The sequence below is a fragment of the Rathayibacter sp. AY1F2 genome (genome assembly GCF_002930885.1).
Classification (GTDB): domain Bacteria; phylum Actinomycetota; class Actinomycetes; order Actinomycetales; family Microbacteriaceae; genus Rathayibacter.
On record NZ_PSVG01000012.1, the window covers coordinates 58,020 to 73,141 of the forward strand.

A 15,122-nucleotide genomic window follows, 5' to 3' on the forward strand; every position below is an offset into this window, starting at 1 on the left:
TCCCCTCCGCTCGGCACCGCGTCCGGCGGGCTGAAGCTCTCGCTACCCTGGTGCCGTGGATTACGCGCTGCTCGGGGTCGTCGGGATCATCACGGTCGTCACCGTCGCGCGGTTCTCGAGCCGCCTCGGGATCGCCGCACCGCTGCTCCTGGTCGTCATCGGGATCGGCGCGTCCTATCTCCCCGGGGTCCCGGACATCGAGGTCGAGCCTGAGCTGATCCTCGCGGGCGTGCTGCCGCCGCTGCTGTACTCGGCCGCGATCCAGGTGCCCCTCACCGACTTCCGGCGGAACCTGCGCTCGATCTTCGGGCTCTCGGTCCTCCTGGTCGTCGTGACCGCCCTCGTGGTCGGCGGCTTCCTCTACCTCGTGTTCCCCGATCTGAGCCTGCCCGCGGCGATCGCTCTGGGCGCCGTCGTGAGCCCGACCGACGCGGTGGCCGCGACCTCGATCGGCAAGAAGCTCGGACTCCCGCCCCGCCTGGTGACGGTGCTCGAGGGCGAGAGCCTCGTGAACGACGCGTCGGCGCTGGTGCTGCTGCGCGCCGCGACGGCTGCGGCGGCCGTGGTCGGCGCCTCCGTCACGACCGACGCGATCGACGTGGGCGAGGTGGGGGTCCTCTTCGTCTACTCCGTCCTGATGGCGATCGTCCTCGGACTGGTGATGGGCGTGCTCACCGTCTTCGTGCGCTCGAAGCTGCGGGACCCGGTGCTCGACACCGCCGTGTCCTTCGCCGTGCCGTTCCTGGCCTACATCCCGGCCGAGGAGCTGGGCGCGTCCGGGGTGCTCGCCGTCGTGGTCACCGGGATCTACACGGGGCACAACAGCGCGCGCTTCCTCTCGCCGCAGTCGCGGATCAGCGAGCGGGTGAACTGGCGGACGGCGCAGTTCCTGCTCGAGAACGGCGTCTTCCTGCTCATGGGCGCCGAGATCAAGGCGATCGTCTCCGGGGTCGTGGACCCGGGCGAGTTCGGAGTGGGCACCGCGGTGCTGCTGGGTCTGGCCACCGTGGTCATCCTGATCGTGTTGCGGGCCCTCTTCGTGTGGCCGCTGCTCCTGTGGCTGCGCAGCTCCGGTCGGCGGGCGGAGCGGATCAACCGGCGGCTGGCGGTGGGCCTCATGCGACTGCGCAACAGCGCCACCAGCGATGAGCGCTTCCGGCGGCGGCAGGTGAGAGCGGAGCGGCTCTACCTCCGGCGCGAGACCGACCTGGCCGCGACCGCGAGCGAGGCGTTCGGCTGGCGCGGCGGAGTCGTCCTGTCCTGGTCCGGGATGCGCGGCGTGGTCACGCTCGCCGCGGCCCAGTCGCTGCCGGACGAGACTCCCTACCGCTCCCAGCTGATCCTGATCGCCTTCACCGTCGCCGTCGTGACGCTGCTCCTGCAGGGTGCGACGCTCCCCGCGCTGATCCGGCTCACCGGCATCCAGGGCACCGACGGAGAGGCCGACCGCCGCGAGCTCGCGACGCTGCTCGACGAGGTCGCGGCCACGGGCATCCAGGCCCTCCCCGAGGCGGTGGCGGAGCTGCCCGACGGCGAGGCGGGCGAGCGCGTCCTCGAGCGCGTGCGCCGCGACACTCTGACCCGCTCGCAGGTGGCGTGGGAACAGGTCGGCCGCGCGGAGGATGCGCCCCTCGGCCCGCACGCGCAGTACCTGCGGCTGCGCCGAGCGGTCCTGCTCGCCGAGCGGGAGGCACTGCTGGACGCCCGGGGGCGCGGGGTCTACTCCTCGCGGACGCTGCGGCGGGCGCAGCTGATGCTCGACGCCGAGGAGACCCGGCTCGAGATGGACGACAGCTCCCACTGACGGGAGGGGCCCGGCGGCGGCCTCCTAGACTGGGGAGATGCCGCGCAGCAACAGACCCCGGGGCGGCCGCCGTGACGACGACGACGAGCAGCGCGACCTCTCGCAGATGCTCGCCGGCTTCCGGCGCACCGAGTCGCACGCCGGCCGGGAGTGGAACGTCCAGCCCGTCTCCGCAGCGCGGGCCGTGAAGAACTACCTCTGCCCGGGCTGCGGGCTCACCATCGACATCGGCCAGCCGCACCTGGTCACCTGGCGGGCCGACGGCGCGCTCGGCGACGCGGCCGACCTGGCCGGCCGCCGCCACTGGCACACGCACTGCTGGAGAATCCGAGGAGCACGATGACCCACGAGATCCGCGGAGGCGTCGTCCTCCCCGCCCGCCGCGAGGACGTCGAGCTGCACACCTCCGACGGCCTGACCCTGGTGGGGGAGCTCGCGCTGCCCCTGGAGCACGAGCCGGTCGCGACCCTGGTCACCCTGCATCCGCTGCCCACCCACGGCGGCTTCATGGACTCGCACATCCTGCGGAAGGCCGCCGCCCGGCTGCCCGCGCTCGCCGACCTGGCGGTCCTCCGCTTCAACACCCGCGGCACCGCGTCGCCGCGCGGCACGAGCGAGGGCGCGTTCGGACACGGCATCGAGGAGCGCGCCGACGTCGCCGCAGCCCTGGCCCTCGTCGCGGACCGCGGACTGCCGCACCCCTGGCTGGTCGGCTGGTCCTTCGGCACCGAGCTCGCGCTGAAGTGGGGGAGGGAGCACCCCGTCGAGGGAGCGATCCTGCTCTCGCCGCCGCTGCACCGCACGAGCGCGGAGGAGGTCGCCGCCTGGGGCGAGGACGGCCGCCCGCTCGTGGCGCTCGTCCCGGAGTTCGACGACTACCTGCGGCCGGAGGCGGCCGCCGAGCGCTTCGCGAGCGTGCCGCAGCTGGACCTCGTCGCCGTGGACGGCGGGAAGCACCTCTGGGTCGGCGAGGCGCAGACCCGGCGGGTCCTCGACGAGATCGTGCGCGTGGTCGCGCCCGCCTCGTCCCCGCTGCCGACGGAGTGGGCGGGCGAGCTCGGCTGAGCCCGCCCGCCCACCGACCGCCTAGCGGCCGGACGAGCCGCCGTCGGAGCCGTCGCCGTCAGAGCCGCTGCCGTCGGAGCCGTCGCCGTCGCTGTCGTCCGCGAGTCCGTCGATGTGGCCGATGAGCCCGCGCAGTCCGGACACGTAGCCGGCGATCGCGTCGCGCTCGGTGCGGATCTCGTCGAGGCGCCGCTCGGCGGTGTCCATCAGCTCGCGGCTGCGGCGCTCCGCGTCCGCGACGAGCTTCTGCGCCTGGTCGCGCGCGTCGTCGAGGAGGGCGTCGGAGTCGTCCTGGGCCTTCCGGCGCAGTCGCGTCGTGTCGTCGAGGGCGTCGCTGCGGAGGGCGTCCGCCTCGAGGCGCTTGTCGTTCGCGCGTCGGATGGCGTCGGCGAGCTGCAGGTTCGACTCGTCGAGGTAGCGCTGGGTCTGCGCGACGGCCTCCTGGTGGCGGAGCAGGTCGTCGCGGTCGGCCTCCTCGCGGCGCGCGGCGAGCTCGACCACCAGGTCGATCCGGGCCTGCTCGACCTCGCGCGAGAGCGCAGCGGCCTCGTCGGCGGACGCGGCGCGCAGGCCCGCCAGCTCGGCGTCGAGCACGGCGACGGCCTCGGCGCGCTCCTGGGTGAGCCGGGTGCGCTGGTCGGCGATCTCGCGCGCGCCCTCGGCGCGGACTGCGGCGACCTCGGCGTCGAGCGCGGCGCGGGTCGAGAGCACCTCGGCCTCGACTGCCGCGCGCGCCTGGGCGACCTCGGCCTCGACGGCCGCCCGGAGCCGGTCCACCTCGGAGGCGACCTCGGCCCGCAGGAGCTCGTTGGCCTGGGCGAGGCGGGCGGCCTCGGCGCGGGCGACCTCGATCTCGCGGGCGGCGACGGCGCGCATCTCCGCGGCCTCGCGCTCGGCCTCGGAGCGGATCGCGGCGGCCTCGCGCTTCGCGGTGGCGCGGGTCTCGGCGGCCTCGGTCGCCACGGTGCCGCGGATCGCGGCGGCCTCGCGGACGGCGTCCTGCGTCATCACGTCGCGGTCGTCGGCGGCCTTGCCGAGCGTCGCCGCGGCCTGCGCCTCGGACTCGTCGCGGGTCCGGTCAGCACGGCGGCGCGCCTCGGTCACCAGGCGCTCGGCCTCGTCGCGCGCCTCCTGGAGGATGCGGTCGCCGTCGTCGCGGGTGGATCGGCGGAGGGCGGAGGCGTCGTTCTCGGCCTGGGCGATGATCCGCTCGGACTGCTCCTCGGCCACGCGCAGGGTGTGCTCGAGCTTGGCGCCCAGGCCGGCGTAGGTGGGAGTGCCGACCTGCTGCAGCTCCTTCTCGAGGCCCTCGATCCGGGAGGAGAGGCGCTTCACCTCGCGGCCGCTCTCGGCCGCCTGGGTGTTCGAGTGGATGAGCTCGCGGCGCAGGCCCTGGACGGCCTTGTCGACCTCGTCCCGGTCGTAGCCACGGAACACCTGGGTGAATTCGGCCTCGTCGTTCGCCACGTCGTCTCCTTCAGAGCAGGACCGCGGTGGGGCTCGCGGCACTGGGAAAGTGTATTCAGCAGGGAGTCCGCGGCCGGGGCGACACCCGCACCGCGCGCCGCTCCGGCCGCACTCTCGGCTTCTCCCGGGCATCGGAGCGAGGGCATCGGCTATCGTGGACTGTCTTTGTCTGTTGCCGTCGCGCCCCGGTCCGGCTGCGTACCCCGAGCCGGCCCCGGCCGTCACCCCGATCCGGCAACGCAGGAGGAGTTCTTTCGTGCGGTTCGTCTTCGCCATCATCGCCACCGTCATCGCTGCCGCGATGATCGTGCTCGGCATCGGTCAGCGGACGGTCTGGGCTCCTCCGGAGTCCCTCACCGCCGAGACCGCGCTCGACTCCTCCGCTCCCTACGCGGTGATCGACGGCAGCACCCTGGGCGCCAACCCGGGACGCCAGACGATCACGGTCGAGGGCAGCGGCGACCTCGTCGTCGCCTACGCCCGGACCTCCGACGTGCTGGGCTGGGTGGGCGGCTCGAGCTACGACGCCATCGGCTACGAGCGCGCCGACGACACCCTCACCTCCGCGGAGGAGACGGGGGAGCGCGTCCAGCTCTCCTCCGACGTCGAGACCGCCGACGCGGCGGTCGTCGATCCGCGCGGCTCCGACCTCTGGCTCGAGGAGTTCGAGGGGAGCGGGAGCGTGACCCTGGCGCTCGACGTGCCGGAGGACGTCTCCATCCTCATCGCGAGCGACGGCACCGCGCCGGCAGCCGACTCCGTGCGCGTCAGCTGGCCCGTGGACACCGCGACGCCCCTCGCCGGCCCGCTGCTGCTCGGAGGAGCCGTGTTCCTCCTCCTCGGCCTCGTCCTCTACATCTGGGCCTTCGTCCACCTGCGCCGTCAGCACGGCCCGCGCCGGAAGGGACCGCAGGGTCGGATCCCCCGCGGTGCCCGCCGCCCCCGGCCGCGTGCCGGGATCCAGGCCTCCACGGCGTCGCCGGCGCCTTCGCGCCGCCGGGCCGCCCTGGTGCTGCCCGTCGTCCTCGGGACGACGGTCCTCCTCTCCGGCTGCAGCTCCGACTACTGGCCTGATCTCGCCGCGGGCGCGAACGAGGCGCCGACCGCGTCCGCCACGGCGACCGCGGGGGCAGAGCCGGTCTCGGCCGAGCCGACCCCCGTGGTCACCACGCAGCAGGCGGAGGCCGTCGTCGCCCAGGTCGCCGATGTCGCGTCGCGCGCCGACGCCGCCCGGGACGCCGGGATCCTGGCCGAGCGCTTCCAGGGCGAGGCGCTCACCGAGCGCACCACGAACTACGACGTCGTCGCCAAGGGCGGGACGATCGACCCGCCGCAGACGATCCCGGCCTCCCCGGTGAGCCTGGTGCTCCCGCAGGACACGGAGTCGTGGCCGCGCCTGGTCACCGCCGTCGTGCAGAACTCGACGGACACCACCCAGGCCCCGATCGCGCTGATGATGAGCCAGGCGAGCCCGCGCGTCGACTACAAGGTCGACTACGCCATCTCGCTCGAGGCCAACGCGCGCATCCCCGACGTCGCGCCCGTCACCGTCGGCACGTCGATCGTGGCGCCCGACTCGCGCCTGATGAAGCTCGCCCCGCAGACCGTCGGCTCCGCGTACGCGGACGTGCTCGCCAACGGCGACTCGAGCCAGTACGCCGAGCTCTTCGCGGCCGACGGCGACACCCTCCGGGGGCAGGTCGGCGTCGACAAGAAGAACGCCGACCGCGAGGCGCTGCCGGACACCGCCTCGATCGAGTTCTCGAACGCCGCCGGCACGTCGCCGACGATCGCGCTCGCGACGAACGACTCGGGGGCCCTCGTCGCGGCGAGCATCGCCGAGACGTCGACCGTCCGCCCCACTGCCGAGGGCTCGACCGTCTCGACCTCCGGCGCCTCGCAGACCCTGCTGGGCACGGACAAGTCGACGACCGGCATCGAGACCACCTACGGATACCAACTGCTGTTCTACGTACCGCCCGTCGGATCGGAGGAGAAGATCGTGATGCTCGGATGGAGCCAGGGACTCGTCTCGGTGGTGCAGCTGCCGTGAGCACCGTCCCGCCCCTGCCCGGAAACCTCCGCGGCGCCGTCGACCTCTCGTCGCTGGTGAACCGCCGCACCCCGTCCGCCGCCTCCGCCGGCGCCCCGGCCGCGCCCGCCGCTCCCGGAGGCGCGCCCGGCGCGAATCCGCTGCTGCTGACCGCCGGCGACGCCGAGTTCGACCAGGTGGTCCAGCTCTCGTCGCGCGTGCCGGTGATCGTCGACCTGCGCGGCTCCTGGTCGGACCAGAGCCAGAGCATGACCGCGCTGCTCGAGAAGGTCGTCGTCTCGTACGCCGGCGCGTTCGTGCTCGTCGGGGTCGACGTGGAGTCGAGCCCGCAGCTGGCGCAGGCGTTCCAGGTGCAGTCCGTGCCGACGGTCGCCGCGATCATCGGCGGCCGCCCGGTGCCCCTGTTCAGCGGCCTCGTCGCCGAGGAGCAGCTGCGCGACCTGCTCGAGCAGGTCCTCCAGCTCGCCGCTCAGAACGGTGTGACGGGCACGGTGCCGGTGGAGGGAGCCGCTCCCGCCGAGGGCGCGGAGCCCGAGACGGAGCCGCTGCCGCCGCACCACCAGGAAGCCTACGACGCGATCGACCGGGGCGACTACGCCGCGGCGATCACCGAGTACGAGACCGCCATCGCGCAGAACCCGCGCGACGACCTCGCGGTCGCCGGTCTCGCTCAGGTGCGGCTGCTGGCCCGCCTCCAGGGCCGCACGCTCGACGACATCCGCTCGACCGCCGCGGCGGAGCCGTCGAACCTCGACGCGCAGCTCGCCGTCGCCGACCTCGACGTCTCGGGTGGCCACGTCGAGGACGCCTTCGACCGGCTGCTCTCGATGTTCCCGCGCCTCGACGCCGAGGGGAAGGCCGCCGTCCGGGCTCGTCTCCTGGAGCTCTTCGAGATCGTCGGTCAGACCGACCCGCGCGTCAACAAGGCTCGGGCCCGGCTCACCGGCCTGCTCTACTGACGCTGGCTGGAACGCCGAGAGGCCGCCCGCTCGCGACGATCGTCGCGGCGGGCGGCCTCTTCCGTGCGGGGACCGATCAGTCGGCGGGTCGCAGGTAGAGCACGGCCAGCGGGGGCAGGACCAGCTCGGCGGAAGCCGGGCGGCCGGCCCACGGCTCCTCGCGAGCCTCGACCGCTCCGAAGTTCCCGACTCCGCTGCCGCCGTAGATCTCGGCGTCCGTGTTGACGAGCTCCTCCCAGCGGCCGGCCGTGGGCAGGCTCACGCGGTAGCCGTGCACGGGCGAACCCGAGAAGTTGGCGATGACGGCGATCGGGCGACCCTCGCTGTCCTTGCGCAGGAACGAGACGACGTTGGCCGCCGCCGCGCCGCCGTCGATCCACTCGAAGCCCGACTGCTCGTGGTCGAGCTCCCAGAGCGACGGCGAGTCGCGGTACACGCGGTTCAGCTGACCGACGAGGCTCCAGAGACCGCGGTGGCTCGGCTGATCGAGGATCCACCAGTCCAGGCCCCGCTCCTCGCTCCACTCGGAGTACTGGCCGAACTCCTGGCCCATGAAGAGCAGCTGCTTGCCGGGATGGGCCCACATGAAGGCGAGGTAGGCGCGCACGTTCGCGAGCTGCTGCCAGTGGTCGCCCGGCATCTTCTGGATCAGCGAGCCCTTGCCGTGCACGACCTCGTCGTGGCTGATCGGCAGGACGAACTTCTCGCTGAAGGCGTAGACGAACGAGAAGGTGATCTCGCCCAGGTGGTACTGGCGCCAGAGCGGGTCGTTCGCCATGTAGTCGAGCGAGTCGTGCATCCAGCCCATGTTCCACTTGAGCCCGAAGCCGAGGCCGCCGGAGCTGGTGGGCTGGGTGACGCCGGGCCAGCTCGTCGACTCCTCGGCGATCATCATGATGCCGGGGTGCAGCTTGTAGGCCGTGGCGTTGACCTCCTGGAGGAAGCTGATCGCCTCGAGGTGCTCGCGTCCGCCGTACTGGTTCGGCAGCCACTCGCCCTCCTTGCGGGAGTAGTCGAGGTAAAGCATCGAGGCGACGGCGTCCACGCGCAGGGCGTCGACGTGGAACTCCTCGAGCCAGAACAGGGCGTTCGCGACGAGGAAGTTGCGCACCTGGGTGTGCCCGAAGTCGAAGACGTAGGTGCCCCAGTCCATCTGCTCGCCGCGGCGCCAGTCCGGGTGCTCGTAGAGCGGCTCGCCGTCGAAGCGGGCGAGGGCGAAGTCGTCCTTGGGGAAGTGCCCGGGCACCCAGTCGACGATGACGCCGATGCCGGCCTGGTGCAGACGGTCGATCAGGTACTTGAGGTCGTCGGCCGTGCCGAAGCGGCTCGAGGCGGCGTAGTAGCCGGTGACCTGGTAGCCCCAGGAGCCGCCGAACGGGTGCTCGGCGAGCGGCATGAACTCCACGTGCGTGAAGCCGAGCTCGGTGACGTACTCGATCAGCGGGTCCGCGAGGTCGCGGTAGCCCAGTCCCGGACGCCAGGAGCCGAGGTGCATCTCGTAGACGCTGAGCGGCTGCGTGTGCGGATCGACCGAGGCTCGCTTCTCCATCCAGCCGGAGTCGCCCCACTGGTGGTGCGAGACGGGGACCTTCGAGGCGGTCGCAGGCGGCACCTCCGTGGCGCGGGCCATCGGGTCGGCCTTGCGGACCCAGTGGCCGTCGCGCGAGAGCAGGTCGAACTTGTAGGAGGCTCCGGGCTCGACGCCCGGGACGAAGATCTCCCAGACCCCGGTCGTCCCGAGGTTGCGGAGGGAGTGGCCCTCGCCGTTCCAGTCGTTGAAGTCGCCGACGACCCGAGCGGCCTGGGCGTGCGGGGCCCAGACGGCGAAGCTCGTGCCCCAGACCCCCTCGTACTCGCGGTGGCGGGCACCGAGCGCCTCCCAGAGACGCTCGTGGCGGCCCTCGCCGATGAGGTAGAGGTCGAAGTCGCCGACCGTCTTCGAGAACCGGTAGGGGTCCTCCGCGGTCCACTCGCCGCCGCCGCCGTAGCGGGCCTCGACCGTGTACGCCTGCGGACCGAGGACGTGGAAGCCCTGCCAGATCCCGTCGCTGAGGTGGCTCAGCTCGACGCGGGCGCCGGTGGCGAGCACCACGGCGACCTTCTCGGCGAGCGGGCGGCGCACGCGGACGACCGTCACCGGGTCGGAGACGCCGGGGGCCGCGACGAGGTGCTGGCCCAGGACGTCGTGGGGGAGCGCGTTGCTGCCGGTGGCGAGCTGCTGCAGCACCCACTCCGGGATGTCGGGCAGCGCGATCGCCGCGGTGCCGTCGACGGGGCCCGAAGCGGTCGCGGGGTCCGCGGTCGTCTCGGCGGGGTCCGCGGTCGTCTCGGCGGGGCCGGCGGTCGTCTCGACGGGAGCGGCGCTGTCGGCTGCGACGGAATCGGCGGCGTCCGTGTCGTCGGGCAGGTCGCCCTCGGCCCCGCTGCCGACCGGAGCGGACTCCGCGTCGTCGGCGTCGCGCTCGACGGTCACGGCGTCGTCGCCCGCGACCGGCTGAGGCGCCTCCGGGACCGTCTCGACCGCGTAGCTGCGCGCGTTCTCGCCGTCCGCTCCGGGGTGCTGTCGTGCGTCGGACGCCGCGTCGGCGACGTGCGCGCCGTGGCCGGAGGTGGTCGCCGAGCTGGTGCCCGTCGTGGGGACCGTCTCGGCGTGCGCGCCGAGGCCCGCCTCCGCGGCCGGGCTCGTGTCCTCGGGGGTGGTTCCGCTCATCGCTCGTCCGCCTTCACGCTCAGGATGTGCACGGGCTCGACGAACGAGTCGAGCCGCACGTAGTCGTCGCTGCCCCAGGTCCAGACGGCGCCGGTGATCAGGTCCTCGACCTCGAAGGTCGCGCTCCAGTCGAGCCCGATCGCGGGCAGGTCGAGGTGGACCGTGGTCTCGCGGGCCGAGTGCGGGTCGGTGTTGACGACGACGATGATCGTGTCGTCGGTCCCGGTGCCCGTGAACGCGGCCTGCAGGTGCTTGGAGTAGACGAGGATCGCGTCGTCGTCGCTGCCGTGCACGTGCAGGTTCCGCAGCTGCCCGAGCGCGGGGTGCGAGCGCCGGATCTCGTTGAGACGCGTGATGTACGGCGCCAGCGAGCGGCCCGACTCCTCGGCGCCGGCCCAGTCGCGCGTCTTGTACTCGTACTTCTCGTTGTCGATGTTCTCCTCGGCGCCGGGGCGAGCGACGTTCTCGACCAGTTCGTAGCCGGCGTAGACCCCCCACAGCGGCGACGCGGTCGCGGCCAGGGCCGCCCGCACCTTGTACGCCGAGCGGCCGCCGTACTGGAGGTACTCGGTGAGGATGTCCGGAGTGTTCACGAAGAGGTTCGGCCGCATGTAGTCGGCCGTCTCGTGGGAGATGCTCGTGAAGAACTCGCCGAGCTCCTCCTTGGTGTTGCGCCAGGTGAAGTACGAGTACGACTGCTGGAAGCCGACCTTGCCGAGTGCGCGCATGATCGCGGGGCGGGTGAACGCCTCCGCGAGGAAGACGACCTCGGGGTGCTCGGCGTTGACCTCGTGGATGATCCACTCCCAGAAGTCGAGCGGCTTCGTGTGGGGGTTGTCGACGCGGAAGATCCGCACGCCCAGGTCGATCCAGTGCCGCAGGACCCGCAGCGACTCCTGACGGATGCCGTCGGGGTCGTTGTCGAAGTTGATCGGGTAGATGTCCTGGTACTTCTTCGGCGGGTTCTCGGCGTAGGCGATCGAGCCGTCGGGGAGCGTCGTGAACCACTCGGGGTGGCTGGTGACCCAGGGATGGTCGGGCGAGGCCTGCAGGGCGAAGTCGAGGGCGAGCTCGAGGCCCGCGGCCTCGACCGCGGCGTGGAAGGCGCGGAAGTCGTCCTCGGTGCCGAGGTCCGGGTGGATCGCGTCGTGGCCGCCCTCGGCCGAGCCGATCGCCCACGGCGAGCCGGGGTCGTTCTCGCCGGCGTCGAGCGTGTTGTTCGGGCCCTTGCGGAAGGAGCGGCCGATGGGGTGGATCGGCGGCAGGTAGAGCACGTCGAAGCCCATCGCGGCCACAGCGGGGAGGCGGTCGATCGCGGTGCGGAAGGATCCGCTGGTCACGGTCCCGTCCTCGTGGCGCACGGCGCCCTCGGAGCGGGGGAAGAACTCGTACCAGGCGCCGACGCCGGCGCGGGTGCGCTCGACGTGGACGGTGCGCGGCTCCGAGACGCTGGTGAGGCTCATCACCGGGCGGGCGTCGAGCGCGCCGTGGACGGCGGGATCGGTCGCCGCGGCGAGGCGCTCCTCGGCGCTCAGCGTGGTGTCGCCGACGCGGGCGGCGGTGTCGGAGAGCAGGCTGCGCTCGCCCTCGGGCCGCGAGGAGTCGTCGGCGCCGCTGCGCAGCAGGCCCTCGCCGATGGCGAAGGTGACGTCGATGTCCAGGCCGGCCGGGATCTTGACCTCGGCCGTGTGGAGCCAGGTCGCCCAGTCGTCGGCGTAGGCGCGGATGCGGTAGCTCCAGTCGCCCTCCTCGTCGAGGGCCGCGAGGCGCCCGTAGCGGTCGGTGCCGGTCGCGAGGAGCGACATGCGGTGCTCCGACTCGGCCCCGGACGGCGAGCTCAGCAGGAGGTCGACGCCGATGAGGTCGTGCCCCTCGCGGAAGGCCGTGGCGGCGAAGGGGACGACCTCGCCGACGAACGCCTTCGCGGGCCAGCGGTCGTCCTCGAGCCGCGGCTGCGGGTCGATGATCGGCAGGCGCTCGGCGCGGACGCGGTAGCCGCTCCCGGTCGTCGCGGGCGCCGGCGACGCGTCGGGTGCGTCCGCGGTCACCGGGGCGGCCGGAGCACTGTCGGCCGCGGGGGGAGCAGGAGTCGCCTCGGGGGCGGCAGCGGGCGCCGGAGCGGCCGTCTCGGGAGGCGCCGACGCCTCCTGGGGTGCGCGTCCGCGACCCGCTCGCCGTGCGTCCTTGCCGTTCTGAGCCTTGCCGAAAGGTATCTGAGCCACGTCACGACAGTAGCGACCGGCGGCGGCTCGCACACGACGGTTGCGCCCGCGCTCGGGCCTGTGCAAACGGACCCGGGGAGCGCGTGCCGGAGGGTCGCGGCGGGTCCGCGTCCCGCCGATCCGCGGTGGTCGGGGTCCGCTAGGGTGACCGAGCGCGACCGCCCCGGTGCTCCGCGACCGGGCGCTCCGGGGTCCGCAGAGAGTCGAGGGGTGCCGTGAAGGCGATCCGCCGCTTCATCGTCCGCTCCGTCCTCCCGCCCGAGCTCTCGGCTCTGGGCGATCTGGCGGGCAATCTCCGCTGGGCCTGGCACGAGCCCGCCCGGCGCTTGTTCGAGCGGGTCGATCCGGAGCTGTGGCGGCGCGGGGGAGCGGACCCCACCGCTCTGCTCGGAGCAGTGAGCCCCGAGCGCCTCGCCGAGCTGGCGGGGGACCAGGGCTTCGTCGACGAGGCGTGGCGCCTCCGCGACGAGCTGGAGCGCTACCGCACCGAGCCGCGGTGGTACCAGTCGCTGCCGGAGTCCGCCCCGCGCTCGATCGCCTACTTCTCGCCGGAGTTCGGCATCGCGGCGGCGCTGCCCCAGTACTCCGGCGGACTCGGCATCCTCGCGGGCGACCACCTGAAGGCCTCCTCGGACCTGGGCGTGCCGCTCACCGGCGTGGGCCTCTTCTACCGGTCGGGCTACTTCTCGCAGAAGCTCTCCGCCGACGGCTGGCAGCTCGAGTCCTACCCCTCGCTCGATCCCGACGGGCTGCCGCTGCGCGTCGTCCGTCTCGCCGACGGCTCGCCCGCCCGCATCGTGCTGGCGCTCCCCGAGGGACGCGCGCTCTACGCCCGGGTCTGGCGCGCGGAGGTCGGCCGGGTGACCCTCCTCCTGCTCGACACCGACATCCCCGAGAACGAGGACTCGCTCCGCTCCGTCACCGACCGCCTCTACGGCGGCGGGGGCGAGCACCGCCTGCTGCAGGAGCTGCTGCTGGGCATCGGCGGGGTCCGCGCGCTCGAGCTCTGGGCCGAGGTCTCGGGCGGCGTCCTCCCGGAGGTGTTCCACACGAACGAGGGGCACGCCGGCTTCCAGGGGCTCGAGCGCATCTCCGGCCTGATCGGCGCGGGCCTGGACTTCGACCAGGCTCTCCAGGTGGTGCGGGCGAGCACGGTCTTCACCACGCACACTCCGGTGCCGGCGGGCATCGACCGCTTCGACCGCGGGATGATCGAGGAGTACTTCTCCACGGAGCTGCTCCCGGGCGTGCAGGTCGAGGACGTGCTCGCGCTGGGCGCCGAGCCGGGGGACTCCGGGACGGCGTTCAACATGGCGTACATGGGCCTGCGGCTCGCGCAGCGCTCCAACGGCGTCTCGACGCTGCACGGCGAGGTCAGCCGATCGATGTTCTCGAGCCTCTGGCCCGGCTTCGAGACGGCGGAGGTGCCGATCGGCTCGGTGACGAACGGCGTCCACGCGGCCACCTGGACCGATCCGATCCTCCGGCGGCTCGCGGAGGAGCGGCTCGGCACCGACGACACGACGCGGGCCGACTGGGCCTCGGGTGCGCTCGGCGACACCGAGCTGTGGGCCGCGCGCCGGGCGATGCGGGAGCAGCTGGTGCGGGACGCCCGCCGCCGGGCCGCCCGCTCCTGGCGCGAGCAGAACCCGGGCGGCCTCCCGCCGGCCTGGCTCGACGAGCTGCTGGACCCGGACGTGCTCACCATCGGCTTCGCGCGGCGGGTGCCGACCTACAAGCGGCTGACCCTGATGCTCCACGACCCCGAGCGTCTGCGCGCGCTGCTCACCCACCCGCAGCACCCGATCCAGATCGTCATCGCGGGCAAGTCCCACCCGGCCGACGAGGAGGGGAAGCGCCTGATCCAGCGGCTCGTCCGCTTCGCGCAGGAGCCGGACGTGCGCCGCAGGATCGTCTTCCTGCCGGACTACGACATCGCGATGGCGCAGCTGCTCTACCCGGGCACCGACGTCTGGCTCAACAACCCGCTGCGCCCGCTCGAGGCGTGCGGCACCTCGGGGATGAAGGCGGCGCTCAACGGCTCGCTCAACCTCTCGATCCTCGACGGCTGGTGGAACGAGTACTTCGACGGCGAGAACGGCTGGGCGATCCCCTCCTCCGACCGCGCGCTCGACCCGGAGGCCCGCGACACGCTCGAGGCCGAGGCGCTCTACGAGCTGCTCGAGACCGAGGTCGTGCCGCGCTACTACGAGCGCGATCACGACGGCGTGCCCCGGCGGTGGGTGCGGTCGATCCGGCACACCCTCGCGACCCTCTCGCCCGAGCTCTCCGCCGAGCGGATGGTGCGCCAGTACGTCGAGGCGCTCTACTCGCCGGCCGCCGAGGCCGGGCGCGCCGTCGCCGCCGACCACTTCGAGCCGGCCAAGGAGCTGGCGACCTGGAAGCGGCGGGTCCGCGCCGGCTGGCCCGGGGTCGCGGTCGCGTCCGTCGAGTCCGGCGGGATCGACGCGGTGCCCCAGCGCGGGGACCGGCTCGCCGTGCGGGCGGGCGTGCGCCTGGGCGAGCTCTCGCCGGCGGACGTCTCGGTCGAGGTCGTCTACGGGACGACGTCCGCTGACGGCTCGCTCACCGAGGTCCGCCACCACGAGCTCGAGGTGGTCGAGGAGTCGGGTGCCGTGGTGCCGGCCGACGCGGTCGGGCGCGTGCCCTACGCCGGAGTGGTCACCCTCGACCGCAGCGGCTCCTTCGGCTACACCGTCCGCGTCGTGCCGCGGCATCCCCTCCTGGCCCGCTCCGCCGAGCTGGGACTGGCCGCCGCCGCCGGCTGACCCCGCCCGGTCCCTCTCCGCGAGATGCCGCTCCGGTGCGCCTTCCTCGGCGT

9 protein-coding genes are annotated in these 15,122 nt (G+C 73.3%); 6 read left to right on the plus strand and 3 right to left on the minus strand.

Annotated elements, in window-relative coordinates; all coding sequences use genetic code 11:
* Nucleotides 1-55 precede the first annotated feature (55 nt).
* The 3 genes from C5C54_RS10865 to C5C54_RS10875 are packed head-to-tail and all read left to right on the plus strand — an operon-like array spanning nucleotide 56 to nucleotide 2,869.
* Nucleotides 56-1,804 (plus strand): sodium:proton antiporter, encoded by a 1,749-nt coding sequence (locus C5C54_RS10865; protein ID WP_104260590.1) that lies wholly within the window; start codon nucleotides 56-58, stop codon nucleotides 1,802-1,804.
* A 37-nt stretch (nucleotides 1,805-1,841) separates the two neighbouring features.
* Entirely contained in the window at nucleotides 1,842-2,147 is a 306-nt protein-coding gene (locus C5C54_RS10870; RefSeq protein ID WP_181027199.1) for a hypothetical protein, read from the plus strand.
* A complete protein-coding gene (locus tag C5C54_RS10875; RefSeq protein ID WP_104288328.1) occupies nucleotides 2,144-2,869 on the plus strand; it encodes an alpha/beta hydrolase in 726 nt (241 codons plus the stop codon). Before C5C54_RS10870 ends, C5C54_RS10875 begins: the two co-directional genes overlap by 4 nt.
* A 21-nt stretch (nucleotides 2,870-2,890) precedes the next feature.
* Here C5C54_RS10875 and C5C54_RS10880 read toward each other — a convergent pair whose 3' ends face one another.
* Nucleotides 2,891-4,336 carry a DivIVA domain-containing protein gene (locus C5C54_RS10880; protein ID WP_104247620.1) on the minus strand — a complete coding sequence of 482 codons (1,446 nt, stop codon included), beginning with the start codon at nucleotides 4,334-4,336 and terminating at the stop codon, nucleotides 2,891-2,893.
* A 256-nt stretch (nucleotides 4,337-4,592) separates the two neighbouring features.
* On the opposite strand from C5C54_RS10880, the gene C5C54_RS10885 reads away from it, so the two are divergent.
* Nucleotides 4,593-6,389: a hypothetical protein gene (locus C5C54_RS10885; RefSeq protein WP_104288329.1), complete on the plus strand. Its 1,797-nt coding sequence runs from the start codon at nucleotides 4,593-4,595 to the stop codon at nucleotides 6,387-6,389.
* Nucleotides 6,386-7,348, plus strand: coding sequence for a tetratricopeptide repeat protein (locus C5C54_RS10890; protein WP_104288330.1), 963 nt, complete (start codon nucleotides 6,386-6,388; stop codon nucleotides 7,346-7,348). The genes C5C54_RS10885 and C5C54_RS10890 overlap by 4 nt, the downstream gene beginning before the upstream one ends.
* Nucleotides 7,349-7,424: 76 nt before the next feature.
* On the opposite strand, the gene glgB is transcribed toward C5C54_RS10890, so the two are convergent.
* Together glgB and C5C54_RS10900 are read right to left on the minus strand one after the other, a co-directional pair.
* Nucleotides 7,425-10,058, minus strand: coding sequence for a 1,4-alpha-glucan branching protein GlgB (gene glgB, locus C5C54_RS10895; RefSeq protein WP_181127874.1), 2,634 nt, complete (start codon nucleotides 10,056-10,058; stop codon nucleotides 7,425-7,427).
* Nucleotides 10,055-12,025 carry an alpha-1,4-glucan--maltose-1-phosphate maltosyltransferase gene (locus C5C54_RS10900; RefSeq protein WP_258063293.1) on the minus strand — a complete coding sequence of 657 codons (1,971 nt, stop codon included), beginning with the start codon at nucleotides 12,023-12,025 and terminating at the stop codon, nucleotides 10,055-10,057. Before C5C54_RS10900 ends, glgB begins: the two co-directional genes overlap by 4 nt.
* Nucleotides 12,026-12,495: 470 nt before the next feature.
* Here C5C54_RS10900 and glgP point away from each other — a divergent pair, with 470 nt between their 5' ends.
* Nucleotides 12,496-15,069: an alpha-glucan family phosphorylase gene (gene glgP, locus C5C54_RS10905; protein WP_104226856.1), complete on the plus strand. Its 2,574-nt coding sequence runs from the start codon at nucleotides 12,496-12,498 to the stop codon at nucleotides 15,067-15,069.
* Nucleotides 15,070-15,122: the final 53 nt, after the last annotated feature.

Bases quoted from the DNA above. Each gene is read 5' to 3' on its own strand.
- C5C54_RS10870 (WP_181027199.1), top strand. From the start codon at position 1,842: ATGCCGCGCAGCAACAGACCCCGGGGCGGCCGCCGTGACGACGACGAC.
- C5C54_RS10875 (WP_104288328.1), top strand. From the start codon at position 2,144: ATGACCCACGAGATCCGCGGAGGCGTCGTCCTCCCCGCCCGCCGCGAG.
- glgB (WP_181127874.1), bottom strand. From the start codon at position 10,058: ATGAGCGGAACCACCCCCGAGGACACGAGCCCGGCCGCGGAGGCGGGC.